This is a genomic window from Pseudomonas sp. CCC3.1, from assembly GCF_034347405.1.
Classification (GTDB): Bacteria; Pseudomonadota; Gammaproteobacteria; order Pseudomonadales; family Pseudomonadaceae; genus Aquipseudomonas.
The window spans coordinates 3,726,679-3,745,384 of sequence record NZ_CP133778.1; the positions used below are offsets into that span (position 1 = coordinate 3,726,679).

Genomic DNA, 18,706 nt, shown 5'->3' on the forward strand with positions numbered 1-18,706 from the left:
AAAGCCTTCGCCCCTATGAATTTGATACAACCACAACCAACAAAACAAGGTCCCCCCCCAACAATACGTACTGGCATTAGATACAATCAATTTGCTTTTCATGCAGACGAAAAAAATTCGTCGATAAGCGTAAATTAGGAACTGAAAGACATTCATCCAGGCCAATGTTTATCCAAGGCTGTAATCGTGAGAGGATGAGGACAAGCAATAACGCTTTCAACCGAAATCATAATGAATAAAACAATCAACATCGCCTCATCTCGCCCCGGAACAGGCAAAACCACAAATGCTTGCCGAATCATTCCCCAATGGATAGCTTTAGGCAACCGAGTATTATTTGTGGTACCAACAAAGCTTCTTGCAGATGAAGTTTCCAGCAAATTACGCGATTTGGGGCTCGCGCCTTTGAAAATTGATAGTCGCGATGGGACTGCCGCAATTGCAACATTAAACAAACACCTTGACCCGGCTGAGGATAATAATCTGATCGTATGTCAGCATGCATCGTTTCACCAATGCAGAATAAAACACCTAGGCAGCTGGACTGTGATTGTCGATGAGTTACCTTTAGCTGTAAGGCCACAAGCCAACAAGATTAAAACCTCCCAGCTGGTAGCATTACAACACCTTGATATTGACACGTCCGGTCGAGTAACTATCAAATCAGGTTGCGTAAAAAACATTGAAATTGAGCTGCGGGCCTTTCGTCCAAATTCAAACGGGACCGGTCCGACCTCATTATTGTCGAAGGAGGCTCTTCAAATATACGAAGCAGCATATGCTAACCAAGAAATTTTCGTCTCAACCGGGGAAGATAAAAAATATTCCGTTGTGTACTTTGCTGATGAGGCTGGGTTCTTCGATAGATTCAAACATTGCCGTGAAGTGCATCTGCTCACTGCCACATGGGCTGGTTCTCTTTTCGAGTGGTTCGCAGACGCCCACGGTTTTAATTATCGCAATTCGATCCTATTACCAAGCAACACACTCAAACACAACAAGAAAGTAACAATCTACCCTATGCTTACTTGGGATCAGTGTAGCAAGTCGGTATTGAACTCCACTCACAAGCCCCAAACTGGAAATGCTGTAACTGGCAAAGAAAAACGCAACATTCAAATTATCACAGACCTCGTATCAAACTTAGTCGGACCTACCCGAGAATACCTTGTATTCGTACAAAATTGGGCACTCCTTGATCATAAAAGCAACCTTATTGAATGCCCTATGGACAGCCGTGGCTTGAATGAGTGGCTGCACGTATCTAATGTATTGTGCATGTTTCATGGAAATCACGTTACCATTGCTACTAAGTGCTTGAAATATTTAGCCGAAAAGTACAATAAGTCTTATGAATCACTGCGTGATGCCTGGAAGAGAACATACTTGTTCGATGCTACGCTTCAAAACGTGTACCGTTGTTCGTTACGGGATGATACGTCCACAGAAGATGTAAACTTATACGTGCAAACCTACGAGGTTGCCGAATATTTAGTTAACACGTATCTGAAAGAAGCGATCATCGATACAAAGCATACCAGAACGTATAGAAAGCATGAAACTCGGGGACCAAAACCGGAAACAAACAAACCCGAAGCAATGCGTTTGCTAGCATCTGGCTTAAAGCCAGGCACCGTAGCAAAAAGAACCAATATACTAGTAAGCACGATATATAATTACACCAAGGAGGTGAAACGGCTAGGCTTAGAAAATCAAATTTAGTTCGGCACTCTAATAATTAGTTAATTACCTTACACTCTTTAAGGAAACCTACTAGAAATTTATAACATACATTCGCACAGCGAATAATTCGGATGCGAAGCAGACGAATTTCAACTAAGAATTCGTACTGAGTCAAATGAAATATATTAGATCCCTTGCACGACAAGGGATACTCCGCTTCGCGTCGCAGTTCTTTACACAGAGTTATAATTTCAACAGTACCTGCAGTGACCTTGTGAAGCCAATTAAGCCTTCAAGAATCTTTGAGATTCCAGTTAAGGCTTGATCGAACTCAAACCAACACTAGGCAACCCAAATTAGTTTTACCCCGCCGAAACACCGTTTATTCGCTTATAACGTATGCTGCGCATTGCACGTTCGTTACCTCACATGCAGTTCCAGAGCCGCTGATTCTCGAAAACTATTAAAGCACAAGGATCAGCCCCATTAAATAACTGTGCAAACAAACCGAATCTTGGGCTCACAAAAACTGTTTCAGCATACAAATACTTTAAATACCACTTTCACAGAGTCAAGTCCTCTGGTGTGAGCTTCATCTTAAATGACTGGTATCGGTCAACATCCAATGGTTTAATTTCCTGCATCTCAGTCAGTCGCCCAATGTTTTTGACTGCTGCAACTGCTGATGTGTCAAATGGTTCATCACCACTGGTCTTGGTTACGCTGACTGATTTAACTGTGCCGTCTGGTGTCATGCTAATTTCTAGTTCAACTACCATTTCCTTCCTTACTGATGGTGGTCTTGCCCAGCCTTCAGCGGATCGGACCTTGATCAGTTCATTAATTTTTCCAGCCAAATTATATTCTGACTTGGTTGGGCTAGGAACTGGCAGTTTAACTAGCTGCTTTACAGTTTTATTGTGGGTAGATAATCTTTCAAGAACCATGGTTCCATACATGTCCGTGCCAATAATTCGGACAAGCTGTCCTTGAAGTTTTCTACCGTTGAAATCACTTTTTTTCTGCTCTACCGCGAGCATCAATGATCCGGTATTTTCCCGAATGTAACAAAGTCCGTCGCCGCACATCCTGATTGTAAAATCGTTATCCAGCTCAAATGCTTTATTTTTGAACCAATTCAACCCTTGGTCGTGATCGTTTGAAAATGCACTCGAAAGTCCACCTGAAAACTTCACGCTGTAAGCGTCTTCCAGATCTTTCAGGCTGGACTCACTAAAGTTATGACCAAATGTGATGGAAGGCAAAAAGGTCAAAGCTAAAATAGTGTTTCGCATAATATTTCCATCGACCAAATACTTGACGGATTAGATTGACCATCAACAGGGAACGACCTCAAGTATGGTGACCCTGCTGACAACCACATCTAAAGGTACGTGCTACAGAATGGACCTTGGGGTTGGATTGCTAAATACACATTAGATATATCATTTCTGATGCATTAGCCATGCAAGTCCCATCACGACTGCTACCCATACAGCGGCTATCAATGACCATTTCAAAGCAGATAGAAAATCCGAACCGCTTGCAGCACCGAACCTGAAACCTATGCCCCAACGCCACCACTTATTACCGGCATAAGCTGCTGGTGGGGCCGCTAGAAGGAATGCCCATAGCATCTGATCAGATGAGCCGCTACCCGTTTGAGCGGCTGATACGGCGTTTGAAGCGGTCGCACTGGTCGTCAGCGCCAGCCAACGCAGCTGTCTAAACATGTTCATGTAGCTCATCCTTGAAAATCAGTTGCTGGCGCTGGTCTGGACCCGTAGACGCTGCAAGGTTGATGGTATGCCACATAAAAACAGGGTCAACGCTAACAAAAGTAACACCAAGCTCACGACGACGCCGACTCCGATGGCTTGCCGTATATTCCAGACATAGCCGAGCTCCATGGCAAAGATGCCTGCCAGACTGGCCAGTGGCATACTTAAAACGGCCAAAAAAATCCCAAAGTACAATTTCATCCCCGTTTCCTTCTGCAGCGCCTGATTTGCATGCCAATCATGATGGCAAATGGCAGTATAAAATATCATCAGATGATATTTTTTGCATCATTACTATCTTTTTGTGTCCTTCATGACGACGGTTTCCGGTGTGAGCATCAATCTTTTGATTTGGATTGTTTATGACTCGGGATGCGTCCATGGTTCTCGGCCAACGGATCAGGGCATTACGAAAGGCGTTGGGGTTGACTCAGGCACAGCTTGCAGAGTCACTGGACTATGAACCGATGACCATAAGCAGGTTTGAACGTGGTGAGTATTCGCCGGGATTTGATGCGCTGCATCAGCTTGCGAAGGCATTGGGTGTTTCGCTGGCGTCACTTCTTCAATTTGAAGCCAAAGAACCATTGGGTGCTGGCGAGCTTCGGCATCAGCTTTGCGACATCATTTATGAAACCGAAGACCCCAAAGTATTGATGGGCATGCTCAAAGCTATTCGAAAGGCGCGGGGTGGCTAGCAGTAAACTCATAGTGAAGAGCTCAATGTTCACCCCGTTTTTTTAGAACAGCGAATCAGCGCAATGAATTGAATAGCTCATGTGCCGACAAAGGAAGTCGGTCAATTTGACCCGACTCCAGAATTCGAACCGTCATGTGTGCTTCGGCTCCTTCAACCAATCCATAAAAAATGTAGTAATGGCTGCGCTCAAAGGTCTTCCATCCCCGCTTTTCAAATATACGAGGATCACAGTGTCCGCTTAGCTGGTGTGCGTGAGATTGGAAGTTGAAGAAAACCCGATGTGTCCCCTGCCGAATTGAGGTTGGTTGGCCAAAAAATAGAAAGCTCTTCCCTATATATCGGCTAGGGTTCTTCTCAACTCTTTCAGTCCACACAATCAGGTCACCTAGCCTTGTTGCGTCCTGATCGTCAAATTGTACTGATATATCGAGTGATTTTTGAGCGAGAAATACGAGCCTACGCACGGTGCGGAACTCACCTGCGTTTAGTAAACCGCCATTTGCATCAAAGACGAGTTCAACCCCGCGTCCATTTCCGGCAGATCCACCCTGAACCACACGTTTATGCGTCGAAGCTTGTTCCGGCTCTTCGTCTTCGGTCAGTTCATTATCGTCCAGGCTCTTCCAGCCTGCGAAAGTCACGAGGTTGATCGCTTTTTTTCTTTACCAGTACCGTCGAGACCGGCACTTCCACCCGGTTTACGGTGTGGGCACACCACCTCGTCGAATCCTCGTATGTGGAAATAGAATGCGTCCACATTGTCTATTCGCTTGGCTTGCTTACGTGGCATACGGCTGCACATAACTCCACATTCAGGACAATAAATCGAACCATGATGTTCGTCGTCCAAATAGTGTTCTGGGGGATGCGAACCGCGTTAGCCAGCAAGGTGGGTTCAACCCTGACTGATTGATCCTCCAGAGGATAATGTGCAACGGATGGAATCGAAACCTGTGCCATACATTCCTTTGCTCAGTCGGTAAAGATTTAAGGATCGTATACCCATTCTTCTTTTTGTGGTAGCAAAGGGCCATTTGTACTCGACCGTACCCAACCATAAGTCTTGGTGTCAGTAGGTCAGCTATGGCTCATCAAACGACCGTTAAATGATGCTATTAGCCTGTCTTTGGAAAGGTATCATCTAAATAGGGTTTCTTTATTTACGACACCATGATACTATGATCCCACGTTAAATGATCCCTCACGGAGTGGCCCCATGTCCCGCACTTTCCTTTATGCCCGTGTCTCGACCTTAGGCCAGTTCACTGAAAACCAAGTGCAGGAGGTCAAGACCGCCGGCTTCGACGTACAGCCCGGCCGGGTAATTGAGGAAACCATCTCGGGTAGTGTGGCTGCCAAGGAACGTCCAGGCTTTCAGAAGCTGCTGGAACGTATGGAGAGTGGAGACGTGCTGATCGTTACCAAGCTTGACCGTCTAGGACGTAACGCGATGGATGTACGGCAGTCAGTCGAGCATCTGGCTGTCACAGGCATCCGCGTTCACTGCCTCGCCCTTGGCGGTGTAGACCTGACATCGGCAGCAGGCAAGATGACCATGCAAGTGCTGGGCGCTGTAGCTGAGTTTGAGCGTGACTTACTAATCGAACGTACCCAGCAAGGTTTGATTCGCGCAAAGGCTGCGGGCAAGAAACTGGGTAGACCAGAGGCTGCTGGCACTACAACAGCAGTACAACGACTCAAAGCAAAGGACATGACACAGGCCCAGGCAGCAGCGGAACTGGGGGTAGGCATTGCTACAATCAAACGACATTGGAATAAGGCTTGAGTGGGTTTTCTTGCATCTAGCACTGAGAGGAACCCAGTGATGCGTTACCCATAACGGCCTTTATGGTAAATCCGACCAGGACTGACCTGTCCGCACCTATGTCCTGACTGCGCCACAGAGCCAGGCCGCCTTTCTTTCATAACTGTTCCCCGTACTTAAATATTACCCCGCCCTTTTTCAGGAAACATACCATAACAGCTGCCTCGGATGACTGCATCGCAACTTGATCGCTCATATGCCGGGGAAATTGCTGCAGTGAGTAGGCGTACTTAATGGCATTGTTCAGGTGCAGTTGATTTGAATCCGCGAGCGTCTGCCGAATGATGTTCTCCGGGACACCTTCTTGCGTCATCTTAACCACGCCCATCACGAGCGCACCCAACTCCTTGCACTGATTGTGATCTGCTTCCGTAATCGTCTGTGGGTCAGTGCCGAAGCCTTGGGGATTTTGTAGCCAGTCCTCTATTGTGTAGCTGGGCCTTGCAGGCTTGCTAACCTCATGCGCTTTGCATTCTAAATAGTGCTTTTTGCTGAACGCCTCTATTTTCCCTTCTCTCTCCGCCTCCGAACCAACCTCTACTTGGTAAGCTTCTCTAACGCGCGTCCTGAACGAGCCGGGGAAATTTTCAGCCTGCCGGAATACCGCCAAAAGGCTTTCTATGGGCTCGCCATCCAATCGCCTTTTCATGATATCGGCGGCCACTTTGGATTGTGTCGCACAAGTGCTTTCTATTTCATGCGCTGTGGTTTGCGCCTGTGCTGCCAGCGGCAGGGCCAGCAGTGCTATTGCAAATAGTCTGGCTCTCATTTTGACCCTCTAAGTCCCGAGCAAGCGAAACGAACGGCTTGAATACATAGTGTTAGGAATATTAAAGCTAAGCATCAGGCTTGAAGTGCGAGATCACTCGAAATATCTCATTGGACAGATGAAATAGTTCAGTATTAAAAGTCCACTCTGCGCCACCTTTGACCCCCTTTACTTCTATAAATATCGAATGGCTTTTATAGACTCCCTCTGGTATGCGGAGACCAGGCTCCGAACTATCTCCATATTCTCGCGATACAGTTACTTTGGTAGGCCGGGAAAATATCTCAATAGATCCGCTATGAATTATTTTGTTGAACGCTTCGCGCAGGCCAACATCTACTTTTTGAGTGCTGACTCTGCCGCTATTTTTACGATCATACTCGTTTAGCAATTGGCACTGATCGTCTAGAAATCTCATTTTGATGGCTATGGAGAGAAGCTTTTCTATTATTAATTTATGGCCGTTTTGGAAGATGAATTTTTCTGTATACGGATGTGTGGATAGCGTTTTTTGGCTATCACAGCTTACAAATAACGTGTTAGCCAATGAAACCATTTCCAAGCTTTCTTCAGCTATTTTTCCAAGACCGGGTAGATATTTCATAATATGCCGAATGTTTGGTTAAAGGCTGAGCAACGCAGACATGAACGAGCGAAGCAAACTGCCGCAGGCAGCATTGCATTTCAACGTGGCCTGACAACTAATTAGACGACATCGCTGTCGAATAATACCCAAAATAATGCAGGACAACTATCCAAACCAATGCATAAACCCTTGTTCAGACTATAAAATCCATTCTGCAACTGAGACTCCAAGAATGGGAAGTGCGACAGGAGTTGTCTACACATTCTGGCTTCCGGTTTCACCACCCCACAGTTGTCGCGCTACTCCTGAGTTATGTTACTCAGGCACCTGATCAGGTTCTGCGGGCTTCTGACTGTCGCATAAGTCAGTCGCAGGCGCTAGCCTACCCGCGACGACTAATGCGACAGGTGCCCCATGGAAAATGCAGGACAGCAGATTGGATACGCTCGGGTATCTACCCAGGGGCAGGCGTGCGGTCGCTTGCTGAGCCATGGGCTGACACAACTTCACCAGAAGGGCTAATGGTGTTGACGATCATCGCAGGGATGGCCGACTTCGAGCGACACCTTATTGGTGAGCGCACCAGTGCTGGCCGATCTGATGCTAAAGTTAAAGGAGTTCGATTTGGGCCAAAGCCTATCTGACTTCTGAGCAGTTAGACCATGCGCGACGGCTGATCGATGAGGGACAGTCAGTGCCTGAGGGCTGGCTTGAGTGAGAACGCCCTGTAGCGAATGGCACGCACAGGCAAAAACCTTCCACACCCACTTTCCCGGCAAACCTTAAGCCTATGCGTCAAGCAGAGAAACACCACAAAGCCAACGCTCGAGAAAAGGGTGACTACGATCATGGCTGAAGCGGGCTACCGTCCTCACCTAATGGCCGAAAATAACCTTTAATGCGCCTAGGATTGCGTACACAAAGCTGAATGTGTGTCTTCTGACGGAACAGCGTTCCAGGAAAGAGCTCATCACCTTCCCAGAAGGGGGCCCGGACTGAGTCAAACGGATCCAACTGCCCTTCCTCACGCAACCCATGCAAAGTCTCGAAGACTGCACAATCGAGGTGCCGCTTGAGTAAGTCCTGATCACCCTTGAAGCCCGGTTCATTGATCGGCATAGCGGTTTGAGCATCTGCTGAAATAGATGCAAGATCACTATGCGCCTGCTGCACAAGGATCAAAGCATTCTCGTCGGTGAGGTTAAGACAAAACCCCAAATCAATCACAGCTCCAACGACAAACGGATTGTTGATCGCCTTTATGGCGCGCTTATCATGATCGCGGAGAAAGGTTGCATAGCTCAGCGCTCGCTCTGGATTGTTCTCCCAGAAATAAACGCCTTTGCCGAGCCAGTCGTATGAGTTTTTGCTGGGATTCAGTTGAGTGTTGCCGGAAAGCACCATCTCGCCTGTCTCTCGGTCACACCCATGAAATCCTAGGACGAACGAGGGAAGAAGCTGATACATCAACGATAGGCTTCGTTGAGCTCGCCTTTTTGATCGACTATACCAATCCGCTGGAGGAAGGTTTTAGCTGACTTTCTGTCTTGGGATACAGCTTGGGCTGCCTGGTGAATACGCGTAGCAGCCTCAGCATACGAAAGACGCTGGTTCTCGCGGAACTCATCAAATCGCAATGTCTTGGCCTGCATAAAAAACCTCTGGCAGTGATTCTATCTGTAGGGGAAATATACTGGACTCTAGTCCAGCTATCAAACGCCAGCCATCCGACTGGCAGCCCGGCAAGCACCTAGGCTTGCGTTTTGCCCCCTTATTGCCCCCTTCGGAAACCAGCTTAGCAACGCAGACAGCCCGAGCTGCCTTATTTATATGGTGTCCCAGGGCCGGTTCGAACGGCCAACCTTCCCCTTAGGAGGGGGATGCTCTATCCAATTGAGCTACTGAGACAAATTGTGTACGCCACACGCTGACGGTGTGACGCAGAGGACGGCGTGCATGGTAACGGGCACGCTTGGGTTTGTCATGTCGTCCGTGGGCTTTTTACGTGTCAGCGCAAGCGCTACAGGTTGTGTGGGAGCCTGGCTTGCCAGCGATGCAGGCGATGCGGCTTTTGTGTTGAACCGCGCAGCTGCAATCGCTGGTAAGCCAGGCTCCCACAGTGGGTTTTAGGTGTCTCTACAGGCCACGATGGGTTGCGCGGCAACCTCGCTTTTGAAGATCCTTCGGCCCTTATCGCAGCCTGCGGCAGCGACTACTGATTACTCGTCTGCCTCAAGAATCCGTGACAACTCCTCCTTCTATAGACAAAAAATCGTATACAACTTGTCACATAACGGTGCACTTCCTGGTGCAACGCAGGATCGCTGCATCAAAAAGTAACAGCTTTTCTGAGGAGCACGCTTCTCACCCTTTCGGGTTTTTGGCCACGCATTGAATTCCATATTTTTTAACAATCATAAAAATAGATTTATTTTTCAGATAGTTAGATTAGTAAAAGCACTTCCAAAAATACGCGCACTGATCAAGATCTTTCGGCTGGCATGAATATCGCTTTCTACCGCACGACACTTGTATACAAAACAACAAAAAACTAAGTACACATTGTTTCGTAGCCTGCTCCTTAAATGCAGGCATGCCGCGGATTTCATAACCAGTGATTCCGGCCTGTCGTGACGAAGATTTGTCGAGCACATGCTCATGAACAGTCATCACGCAGGCTTGGCGTCAGGAGCTTGCCCAGCATGCGTACAAGACTCTCCAGCACTATCGCTCTGGATTTACCTTCTTCTGTTGCACCCCCTCAATCGCTGGTGGACGGTACGCCAACCACACTGGCACTCAGCCCTCGCCTGCATAACATCGATTTGGCACCGACCAAGACCGAGGGTCGACGATGGGGCCGCTACAGCATTTTTGCGTTGTGGACTAACGATGTGCACAACATCGCCAATTATTCGTTTGCCATCGGTTTGTATGCACTGGGACTTAATGGTTGGCAGATTCTGCTGTCGCTCGGGATCGGGGCAGCGCTGGTGTTTTACTTTATGAATCTGTCCGGCTATATGGGTCAGCGAACCGGTGTGCCGTTTCCGGTGATCAGCCGCATCAGTTTCGGCATTCATGGGGCGCAGATTCCGGCATTGATACGTGCGGTTATCGCGATTGCCTGGTTCGGGATTCAGACGTATTTGGCCTCTGTGGTCCTGCGCGTGTTGTTGATCGCAGTGCATCCCGACTTTGCGGCGTATGACCATGACTCGATTCTTGGTCTGTCGAGTCTGGGCTGGGTGAGTTTTGTGGCGATCTGGTTCGTGCAGTTGGCGATTCTGGCTTATGGCATGGAAATGGTTCGACGCTATGAAGCATTCGCCGGGCCGGTGATTCTGCTGACTGTGATCAGCCTTGCTGCGTGGATGTACTTTCAGGCTAACGGCACGATTGCCTGGTCTAATCGCGTGCCTTTGAGCACAGCCGAAGTGTGGCGCAATGTGTTTGCTGGCGGGGCGTTGTGGCTGGCGATTTATGGCACGCTGATTCTGAATTTCAGCGACTTTTCCCGTTCTTCGCCGTGCTGCAAAACGATCAAGGTCGGCAATTTCTGGGGCTTGCCGGTGAATATTCTGGTGTTCGCCGGGATCACGGTGCTGTTGTGCGGCGCGCAGTTTCAAATCAACGGGCAGATTATCGAAAGCCCGACACAAATCATTGCCTCGATTCCAAATACTTTCTTTTTGGTACTGGGGTGTCTGGCGTTTCTGATTGTGACGGTGGCAGTGAACATCATGGCCAACTTCGTTGCCCCGGCCTTTGTGCTGAGCAACCTGGCGCCCAAGCACTTGACGTTCCGCCGGGCCGGGCTTATCAGCGCAACGATTGCGGTACTGATTCTGCCGTGGAATCTCTACAACAGCCCGCTGGTGATTGTGTATTTCCTGTCCGGCCTGGGCGCCCTGCTCGGCCCGTTGTACGGGGTGATCATGGTCGATTACTGGTTTGTACGAAAAGGCCAGATCGACGTGCCGGCGCTGTACAGCGAAGACCCTAATGGCGCTTATTTCTACTCACGGGGAGTCAATTTACGCGCAGTCGCGGCGTTTATTCCCGCAGCACTGATCGCAATTATTCTGGCGCTGGTGCCGGGCTTTCAGGCTGTCTCACCGTTTTCGTGGTTGATTGGTGCGGGTATCGCGGCGTTGCTGTACCTGATTTTTGCCAAGCGCCAGGCGCATTACGCCAACGTCAGCGGCGAGTCGATTGCCGTCGATAACGTGAGCCACTGATTTTCCAGCGGCCTGCCTGTGCCGGGCCGCATTTATACCTTCTTGCTTTAGGAGCTTGCATGCGAATTCTCGTGGTCAACGTCAACACCACTGACAGCATCACCCAGGCCATTGCTCGACAAGCGCAGGCCGCCGCCGCACCTGGCACCGAAATTATTGGACTCACCCCCGACTTCGGGGCTGATTCGGTTGAAGGTAATTTTGAGAGTTATTTGGCCGCTATCGCGGTGATGGACAAGGTCATGTCCTACGACCAGCCGTTCGATGCGGTGATTCAGGCCGGGTATGGCGAGCATGGGCGCGAGGGTTTGCAAGAGTTGCTCAATGTACCGGTGGTGGACATTACTGATGCGGCGGCAAGTACGGCGATGTTTTTAGGCCGCTCGTATTCGGTGGTCACCACGCTGGATCGCACCGTGCCATTGATCGAGGACCGCCTGCGCTTGTCAGGTTTATGGGATCGCTGTGCGTCGGTGCGGGCCAGTGGTCTGGCAGTGCTGGAGCTGGAAGCGTCCCCCCAGCGTGCGCTTGAGGCCATTGTGCGTCAGGCCGAGCTGGCAGTCAGTGAGGACCGGGCCGAAGTGATTTGTTTGGGTTGCGGCGGAATGGCCGGGCTCGATGAGCAGATTCGTCAGCGTACCGGGGTGCCGGTGATTGATGGCGTCAGCGCAGCAGTGACCATCGCTGAGTCGTTGGTGCGCCTGGGGTTGTCGACGTCCAAGGTGCGCACGTATGCCACGCCACGGCCCAAGGCGATTAGCGGCTGGGCAGCGAAATTTGCACGGTAGCCTGTTGTTTTCTTCGCAGATTGCGATCTTTTAATCATTAAAAGATCGCAATCTGCACCAGCCTCTACAGGGTAATTCCCTGCCCTCCCCGCCTGGATTTTCCAGCATCGTGCATTTTGCACTACACCAAAAAGCCATCATTGCAATTTGCACTGAAAACTCCTCGTACAAACAACATAAACCATTGATTTATATGGATTTTTACACTCACCAGAATTGGCACGATGCCTGCTCTATTAACTGTATCCACCTCACTCGACAAGGACGACTGCGATGAACAGCACACTTTTACTGTTGAATGCTCTCGCCTTGGCTGTTTTGGCGGGCTTTCACTTTCAATCTGAGCCCGTCGTCGCCGAACAGAGCGTTGAGGTCGTCAGCACGTACACCAAACCCCTTAAGCCACTGCCACAACTGGCAGTCATGACTCGTGCCAACAGCGTCGCACCGGCCGAACGTACTGCCACTGCCAGCGAGAGCACTCTGGGCGATCACTGGGTCTTTTAAAGAGAGTCTGAATTCCATGCCCAAAATTGCTTTCGGTTTGCTGATGTTGGCGCTACTGAGCCTGGCCCTTGAGGTGTTCACTCAGGGCGAACTGGGTCATGCGCCGCGTGTTGCGGCAGCGTTGTTTTTCATCGGATGGCTGATTGCCTTGGTCCTCGGCCGGCGGATCAAGTTTGACCCGCAGTTACGCTGAGGCTGCAACACCTGCACCGATACCCGCATCGATAAGCGCTAACAAACTTTGAACCCCTACCGACAATGCGGCCGAATTATCGAGCAGGTGCACGCCTTGTGCGCGCAGCGCGTCGACTGAATCAAGAAACAGTTCATTGCGCGCAAGCCTGGCGCTGATTTCAACCGGGGTCTCTCGGCCACGTGCCTGCAAGCGCTGCTGCAATACGTGGGTATCAACACGCAACATGATTGCCAGTAAGTCCGGGTAACGTTCACGCGCACGCTTCAGATGCCCTCTTGAGCCGTTGACCAGCACGCTGCGCCCGGCCTTGAGCCAATCATCGAGTTGCACCTTAATGCCGTACTCCAGGCCATTCGCTTGCCAGTCCAGGGCAAAGGCACTTTGGGCCTTGAGCGACTGAAAGTCCTGTTGTGAAACACCGATGGCATCTTCACCCACCGCTTCGGCAGAGCGGGTAATGACTCGGCGCATGACCTCACACCCGCGGGCTGCCAGATATGGGCGTACCGCTTCGATCAGGCTGTCTTTGCCTGAGCCTGAAGGTCCCATCAAATAGATCAACTTGCCTGACACTCTGTGGATCTCCCGGAATGCAAAAAATGAACTCACCGCAGGGGCAGCCATCAAATAAAGGGTCTGCTAATAAGCATTCAAGGCACTCAATAGTGGCCTTTACACATAACCGTTCCTTCTCGAACAGTCGATAGCCTGTAAACTACGCAGGCAAATGCACATTTTTGACAATCGATGCTGGCGTATAGCCTTTATCAGGTTCAATATTTGTCACAGAATTGACGCCAGGGAAGTGGCAGATTTGAGGCATGATGCGCGCCTCTTCGCAATTCAGGTTGAACATTTGGTCATAAGGCTGGTCTTAAACCACATCTTGCGACCAATTTCCAAGAACCGCTCCCCTGAACTAACCGGTTGACTATAATGCGCCCATTGAAACAGGCAATTTACTCAAGCCGTACGGCTGACAAGTTCGTCGTACGCCTGCCAGACGGAATGCGTGAACGCATTGCCGAAGTGGCTCGCAATCACCATCGCAGCATGAACTCAGAAATCATTGCTCGACTGGAACAAAGCCTCATACAAGAAGGCGCGCTGGGTGAAGAACTCACCATGCGTCTGGACAGCCCTGAGCTTTCCCTGAACGAACGCGAATTGCTGCAACGCTTCCGCCAGCTCTCTCACCGCCAACAAAACGCTCTGGTTTCTCTGATTGCTCACGATGTTGAAGTAACATCCGACGCCTCTTGATTTAAACCAGGCATTGAAAAGCCAGCACTGCGCTGGCTTTTTTTATGGGCGTTTTTCAGGCGCTCGGAGCGCTGATGCAAAAACGGCCCGATCAAACAGATGTCTGATCAGGCCGTTAGCGGTCAAAGCAGGAAGATGGTTGCCAGACCGAGGAAGATGAAGAACCCGCCACTGTCGGTCATGGCGGTAATCATCACACTCGCTCCCATGGCCGGATCGCGTCCCATCCGGGCCAGGGTCATGGGGATCAAAACCCCCATCAACGCGGCCAGCAGCAAGTTAAGCGTCATGGCAGCGGTCATCACCACCCCCAGCGACCAACTGCCATACAGCAAGTAAGCAACGATACCGATGACCCCACCCCACACCACGCCGTTGATCAAGGCAACCGCCAGCTCTTTGCGCATCAGGCGCGAGGTGCTTCCGGTGTTGACTTGGTCCAGCGCCATGGCGCGCACAATCATGGTGATGGTCTGGTTGCCGGAGTTGCCGCCAATCCCGGCCACAATGGGCATCAGGGCTGCGAGGGCTACCAGTTTCTCAATCGAGCCTTCAAACAGGCCGATAACCCGCGAAGCAATGAACGCGGTGACCAGGTTGACTGCCAGCCAGGCCCAACGGTTACGCAGGGATTTCCAGACCGAGGCAAAGATGTCTTCTTCTTCGCGCAGACCCGCCATGTTGAGGACTTCGCTTTCGCTTTCCTCACGAATCAGGTCGACCATTTCGTCGATGGTCAAACGGCCGATCAGCTTGCCGTTTTTGTCGACTACCGGCGCCGAGATCAAGTCATAACGCTCAAACGCCTGAGCCGCATCGTAGGCGTCTTCGTCCGGGTGGAAACTCACCGGATCGTTGGCCATGACATCTGCAACTTGTTTTTCAGGGTCATTGACCAGCAAGCGCTTGATCGGCAGCACGCCCTTGAGCACACCGTCGTAATCGACCACAAACAGTTTGTCGGTATGCCCGGGCAATTCTTTGAGACGACGCAGGTAACGCAAGACCACTTCAAGACTGACGTCCTCGCGGATCGTCACCATCTCAAAGTCCATCAGTGCGCCGACTTGATCCTCGTTATAGGACAACGCGGAGCGAACGCGCTCACGCTGCTGGCCATCAAGGGTCTCCATCAGCTCGTGGATGACGTCTCGCGGCAGCTCAGGGGCCAGGTCAGCAAGTTCGTCGGCGTCCATCTCCTTGGCCGCAGCCAGGAGTTCGTGATCGTCCATGTCGGCGATCAGGGTTTCACGCACGGAGTCAGACACTTCCAGCAGGATGTCGCCATCACGATCAGCCTTGACCAGCTGCCAAACCGTCAGACGGTCGTCCAGCGGTAAAGCTTCCAGAATGTAGGCAACGTCTGCGGAGTGCAGGTCTTCCAGCTTGCGCTGGAGATCAACAAGATTTTGGCGGTGAACCAGGCTCTCGACCCGGTCCTGGTGATGGCCTTCCTGACGATGAGTCAGGTCTTCGACCACACGCTGGCGATTAAGCAGCTCAATAACTTGAGCGAGGCGGCTTTGCAGGCTGTCTTGCGTTTTCTTTACTTCAACTTCGGTCATAGGCGAACTCCACTCCCAGCAGCAGGGCACGCCGGAAGGATCAATCAGTCAATTCATGATTGGAAAAGCGGGATGCTGAGCTACTACTGGGTAAGTCCATGGAGGGTTTCCACAAGCCCCGGCGGGGCTGACGGGCGCATCATACACGGCTTAAAAATTAATGACGCTATAAATCTTGGGCATTACAAACGCTTGCGAGACTCCGCCAACGTTTGCTGGTGACGATGAATCTGCGACGCTTTGTGACCTGAAGAGAACACACCTTTCAGGATAATCAGCGCGTCTCACTTTCTCCTGCGGGAGCTATCGAAGGCTGTGTTTTTTTGATTTTTTACGTCAGATCAAAAGATCGCAGCCTTCGGCAGCTCCAACACTAGACCGCGCCCTCCCCAGTAAATTCCTGAGCACAGTGGCTGGGTGGAGCTCAAGATAAACAGGTGATAAGTCCGGCGCATGACAAAACGTTGCTGTTGGCCTGCTCAACTCAAAATTACTCAAATTGCAGACAGCAAAAAGCCCGCATAAAATGCGGGCTTTTTGGTGTTTGGTGCACTCGACAGGATTCGAACCTGTGACCGCTCGGTTCGTAGCCGAGTACTCTATCCAGCTGAGCTACGAGTGCAAGTTGTGTTTGTTAGACCAGACCACCCTGGTTGAAGCAAAGTTAACTGCCGAAGCAACTAACTCTTAAATGGTGCACTCGACAGGATTCGAACCTGTGACCGCTCGGTTCGTAGCCGAGTACTCTATCCAGCTGAGCTACGAGTGCAAGTTGTGTTTGTTAGACCAGACCACCGCTGGTTGAAGCAAAGTTAACTACCGAAGCAACTAACTCTTAAATGGTGCACTCGACAGGATTCGAACCTGTGACCGCTCGGTTCGTAGCCGAGTACTCTATCCAGCTGAGCTACGAGTGCATTTGAAGCTGCGTATTATAGACCGTTGAATCTCTCTGCCAAGTGTTTTTTTCAATAAATTCAACAACTTACTGAAATGGCTAGATTCGAACGTGCTACATGAATAATGGCGGAGAAGGGGGGATTCGAACCCCCGACACCCTTTTGAGATGTACTCCCTTAGCAGGGGAGCGCCTTCGGCCACTCGGCCACCTCTCCGCAACACGGGGCGTATAATAACCAGCCTTTTCCCCGTATGCAACCAAAAACTTAAATAAAATTAAAGACTTGGTTCTTCGTCCTTTTCCTTCTTGATCCGCAGGTAGATTTCCTCGCGGTGAACGGCCACTTCCTTGGGCGCATTCACGCCAATTCGCACTTGGTTTCCTTTGACGCCGAGCACGGTCACAGTAATTTCACCATCGCCTATGATCAGGCTTTCTGCGCACCGGCGAGTCAGAATCAGCATACGTTTCTCCTCACGCTTTCATTTCAGGGACAACAGTCTGCAAAAAAAAAGGGCTTGGGCCTACTAGCTAAACAGCTATATCGGCCCTGCGCCCTTAGTATTGACCAACATGACAAAAGTTAAAGTTTTCGGTCACACCAATCAAAAAAACAAAGGGCGCGGATCAACCGCGCCCTCTGGGCAAATCTTTACTCACCCTGACGGGCAGGTGCATCCAATTCAAAAGCGGTGTGCAGGGAGCGCACAGCCAGCTCCAGGTACTTCTCTTCGATCACTACCGAGACTTTGATCTCGGAGGTCGAGATCATCAGGATGTTGATGTTCTCTTTGGCCAGCGATTCAAACATGCGGCTGGCAACACCCGCATGAGAGCGCATGCCCACGCCGACAATCGACACCTTGGCAATGTTGGTATCGCCCACCACTTCACGCGCGCCAATCTCGCGCGAGGTGTTTTCCAGGACCTGAGAAGCAGCCTGGTAGTCGTTGCGGTGCACCGTGAAGGTGAAGTCGGTGGTGTTATCGTGCGCAACGTTCTGCACGATCATGTCGACTTCAATGTTGGCCGCGCTGATCGGGCCCAGGATCTTGAACGCCACGCCCGGGGTGTCTGGCACGCCACGGATGGTCAGCTTGGCTTCGTCGCGGTTGAAAGCGATGCCAGAAATGATCGGCTGTTCCATGGATTCCTCTTCATCAATAGTAATGAGGGTGCCCGGACCCTCTTTGAAGCTGTGCAATACGCGCAGCGGAACGTTGTACTTGCCTGCAAACTCGACAGCGCGGATCTGCAACACTTTGGAGCCCAGGCTGGCCATTTCCAGCATTTCTTCGAAGGTGATCTTTTCCAGACGCTGAGCCTTCGCCACAACCCGCGGGTCGGTGGTGTAGACACCGTCAACATCGGTGTAGATCTGGCACTCATCAGCCTTCAAGGCTGCTGCCAGTGCCACGCCGGTCGTGTCCGAGCCGCCACGGCCCAAGGTGGTGATGTTGCCGCCTTCATCCACGCCCTGAAAGCCTGCAACCACAACCACGCGACCAGCCTTGAGGTCGGCGCGAATCTTCTGGTCATCAATTTTCAGGATGCGGGCTTTGGTGTGCGAACTGTCCGTCAGAATGCGCACCTGGCTACCGGTGTAGGACACCGCAGGCACACCGCGTTTGTTCAGCGCCATCGACAGCAGGCCAATCGTCACTTGCTCGCCGGTGGACACAATCACATCCAGCTCACGGGGCAACGGCTGATCGCTGATCTGTTTAGCCAGCTCAATCAAACGATTGGTCTCGCCGCTCATCGCAGACAGCACAATCACCAAGTCGTGGCCAGCTTCACGGAACTTCTTAACTTTATCGGCGACCTGCTCGATTCTTTCGACAGTGCCGACCGAGGTGCCTCCGAATTTCTGTACGATCAAAGCCATTTCAAAGCAGCCT

The 18,706-nt window shown here is 50.8% G+C and carries 19 protein-coding genes, 5 tRNA genes and 2 pseudogenes; 9 read left to right on the plus strand and 17 right to left on the minus strand.

The genetic code is table 11. From position 1 onward, the window contains the following. Positions 1 to 231 precede the first annotated feature (231 nt). On the plus strand, positions 232 to 1,722 hold the full coding sequence (locus RHM56_RS16280) for a DEAD/DEAH box helicase (protein WP_322233918.1): 1,491 nt from the start codon (positions 232 to 234) through the stop codon (positions 1,720 to 1,722). A gap of 524 nt (positions 1,723 to 2,246) precedes the next feature. On the opposite strand, the pseudogene RHM56_RS16285 reads toward RHM56_RS16280, so the two are convergent. From RHM56_RS16285 to RHM56_RS16295, 3 genes and pseudogenes are all read right to left on the minus strand, one after another. Further along, positions 2,247 to 2,519, minus strand: a pseudogene (locus RHM56_RS16285) (TonB family protein); the annotation flags it as partial. Positions 2,520 to 3,128: 609 nt separating this feature from the next. Then, positions 3,129 to 3,422: a hypothetical protein gene (locus tag RHM56_RS16290; RefSeq protein ID WP_322233919.1), complete on the minus strand. Its 294-nt coding sequence runs from the start codon at positions 3,420 to 3,422 to the stop codon at positions 3,129 to 3,131. 18 nt (positions 3,423 to 3,440) lie between these two features. Beyond that, positions 3,441 to 3,665, minus strand: coding sequence for a hypothetical protein (locus RHM56_RS16295; protein ID WP_235571170.1), 225 nt, complete (start codon positions 3,663 to 3,665; stop codon positions 3,441 to 3,443). Positions 3,666 to 3,844: 179 nt separating this feature from the next. Here RHM56_RS16295 and RHM56_RS16300 point away from each other — a divergent pair, with 179 nt between their 5' ends. After that, a complete protein-coding gene (locus RHM56_RS16300; protein ID WP_322233920.1) occupies positions 3,845 to 4,162 on the plus strand; it encodes a helix-turn-helix transcriptional regulator in 318 nt (105 codons plus the stop codon). Positions 4,163 to 4,217: 55 nt separating this feature from the next. Here the strand turns inward: RHM56_RS16300 and RHM56_RS16305 are convergent, their stop codons facing one another. After that, positions 4,218 to 4,805, minus strand: coding sequence for a hypothetical protein (locus tag RHM56_RS16305; protein ID WP_322233921.1), 588 nt, complete (start codon positions 4,803 to 4,805; stop codon positions 4,218 to 4,220). 575 nt (positions 4,806 to 5,380) lie between these two features. Between RHM56_RS16305 and RHM56_RS16310 the strand changes: the two genes are divergently transcribed. Then, positions 5,381 to 5,950, plus strand: coding sequence for a recombinase family protein (locus RHM56_RS16310; protein ID WP_322233922.1), 570 nt, complete (start codon positions 5,381 to 5,383; stop codon positions 5,948 to 5,950). A gap of 136 nt (positions 5,951 to 6,086) precedes the next feature. Here the strand turns inward: RHM56_RS16310 and RHM56_RS16315 are convergent, their stop codons facing one another. Further along, positions 6,087 to 6,758, minus strand: a complete 672-nt coding sequence (locus tag RHM56_RS16315) for a hypothetical protein (protein ID WP_322233923.1) — start codon at positions 6,756 to 6,758, stop codon at positions 6,087 to 6,089. Positions 6,759 to 6,825: 67 nt separating this feature from the next. Further along, positions 6,826 to 7,362: a hypothetical protein gene (locus tag RHM56_RS16320; RefSeq protein ID WP_322233925.1), complete on the minus strand. Its 537-nt coding sequence runs from the start codon at positions 7,360 to 7,362 to the stop codon at positions 6,826 to 6,828. Positions 7,363 to 7,805: 443 nt separating this feature from the next. Between RHM56_RS16320 and RHM56_RS16325 the strand changes: the two are divergent. Next, positions 7,806 to 8,062, plus strand: a pseudogene (locus RHM56_RS16325) (recombinase family protein); the annotation flags it as partial. Between the two features lie 128 nt (positions 8,063 to 8,190). Here the strand turns inward: RHM56_RS16325 and RHM56_RS16330 are convergent. The 3 genes from RHM56_RS16330 to RHM56_RS16340 all read right to left on the minus strand — a co-directional run bounded on the left by RHM56_RS16330 (position 8,191) and on the right by RHM56_RS16340 (position 9,252). Continuing rightward, positions 8,191 to 8,748 (minus strand): hypothetical protein, encoded by a 558-nt coding sequence (locus RHM56_RS16330; RefSeq protein ID WP_322233928.1) that lies wholly within the window; start codon positions 8,746 to 8,748, stop codon positions 8,191 to 8,193. Positions 8,749 to 8,810: 62 nt separating this feature from the next. Further along, positions 8,811 to 8,996, minus strand: a complete 186-nt coding sequence (locus tag RHM56_RS16335; protein WP_322233929.1) for a hypothetical protein — start codon at positions 8,994 to 8,996, stop codon at positions 8,811 to 8,813. 179 nt (positions 8,997 to 9,175) lie between these two features. Next, positions 9,176 to 9,252, minus strand: a tRNA-Arg gene (locus tag RHM56_RS16340). Positions 9,253 to 10,046: 794 nt separating this feature from the next. Here RHM56_RS16340 and RHM56_RS16345 point away from each other — a divergent pair. The 4 genes from RHM56_RS16345 to RHM56_RS16360 all read left to right on the plus strand — a co-directional run bounded on the left by RHM56_RS16345 (position 10,047) and on the right by RHM56_RS16360 (position 13,073). Then, positions 10,047 to 11,585, plus strand: a complete 1,539-nt coding sequence (locus RHM56_RS16345; protein WP_322233931.1) for an NCS1 family nucleobase:cation symporter-1 — start codon at positions 10,047 to 10,049, stop codon at positions 11,583 to 11,585. A gap of 59 nt (positions 11,586 to 11,644) precedes the next feature. After that, entirely contained in the window at positions 11,645 to 12,373 is a 729-nt protein-coding gene (locus RHM56_RS16350) for an aspartate/glutamate racemase family protein (RefSeq protein WP_019411085.1), read from the plus strand. A gap of 273 nt (positions 12,374 to 12,646) precedes the next feature. Then, positions 12,647 to 12,880, plus strand: coding sequence for a hypothetical protein (locus tag RHM56_RS16355; RefSeq protein WP_322233933.1), 234 nt, complete (start codon positions 12,647 to 12,649; stop codon positions 12,878 to 12,880). Between the two features lie 16 nt (positions 12,881 to 12,896). Further along, positions 12,897 to 13,073, plus strand: a complete 177-nt coding sequence (locus RHM56_RS16360) for a PA3371 family protein (protein ID WP_322233935.1) — start codon at positions 12,897 to 12,899, stop codon at positions 13,071 to 13,073. Here the strand turns inward: RHM56_RS16360 and phnN are convergent. After that, positions 13,065 to 13,649, minus strand: coding sequence for a phosphonate metabolism protein/1,5-bisphosphokinase (PRPP-forming) PhnN (gene phnN, locus RHM56_RS16365; protein ID WP_322233937.1), 585 nt, complete (start codon positions 13,647 to 13,649; stop codon positions 13,065 to 13,067). The genes RHM56_RS16360 and phnN overlap by 9 nt on opposite strands. Positions 13,650 to 14,012: 363 nt before the next feature. Between phnN and RHM56_RS16370 the strand changes: the two genes are divergently transcribed. Continuing rightward, positions 14,013 to 14,339 (plus strand): Arc family DNA-binding protein, encoded by a 327-nt coding sequence (locus RHM56_RS16370; protein ID WP_019411080.1) that lies wholly within the window; start codon positions 14,013 to 14,015, stop codon positions 14,337 to 14,339. Between the two features lie 122 nt (positions 14,340 to 14,461). Here the strand turns inward: RHM56_RS16370 and mgtE are convergent, their stop codons facing one another. From mgtE to RHM56_RS16405, 7 genes are all read right to left on the minus strand, one after another. Next, positions 14,462 to 15,904, minus strand: a complete 1,443-nt coding sequence (mgtE, locus tag RHM56_RS16375) for a magnesium transporter (protein ID WP_322233941.1) — start codon at positions 15,902 to 15,904, stop codon at positions 14,462 to 14,464. Positions 15,905 to 16,449: 545 nt separating this feature from the next. Then, positions 16,450 to 16,526: transfer RNA gene (locus RHM56_RS16380), tRNA-Arg, on the minus strand. Positions 16,527 to 16,596: 70 nt separating this feature from the next. Then, a tRNA-Arg gene (locus RHM56_RS16385) sits at positions 16,597 to 16,673 on the minus strand. A 71-nt stretch (positions 16,674 to 16,744) separates the two neighbouring features. Then, positions 16,745 to 16,821, minus strand: a tRNA-Arg gene (locus tag RHM56_RS16390). Between the two features lie 107 nt (positions 16,822 to 16,928). Continuing rightward, a tRNA-Ser gene (locus RHM56_RS16395) sits at positions 16,929 to 17,019 on the minus strand. Between the two features lie 61 nt (positions 17,020 to 17,080). Continuing rightward, positions 17,081 to 17,269 (minus strand): carbon storage regulator CsrA, encoded by a 189-nt coding sequence (gene csrA, locus RHM56_RS16400; protein WP_003175645.1) that lies wholly within the window; start codon positions 17,267 to 17,269, stop codon positions 17,081 to 17,083. Between the two features lie 188 nt (positions 17,270 to 17,457). Beyond that, entirely contained in the window at positions 17,458 to 18,693 is a 1,236-nt protein-coding gene (locus tag RHM56_RS16405) for an aspartate kinase (protein WP_322233943.1), read from the minus strand. Between the last annotated feature and the right edge of the window lie 13 nt (positions 18,694 to 18,706).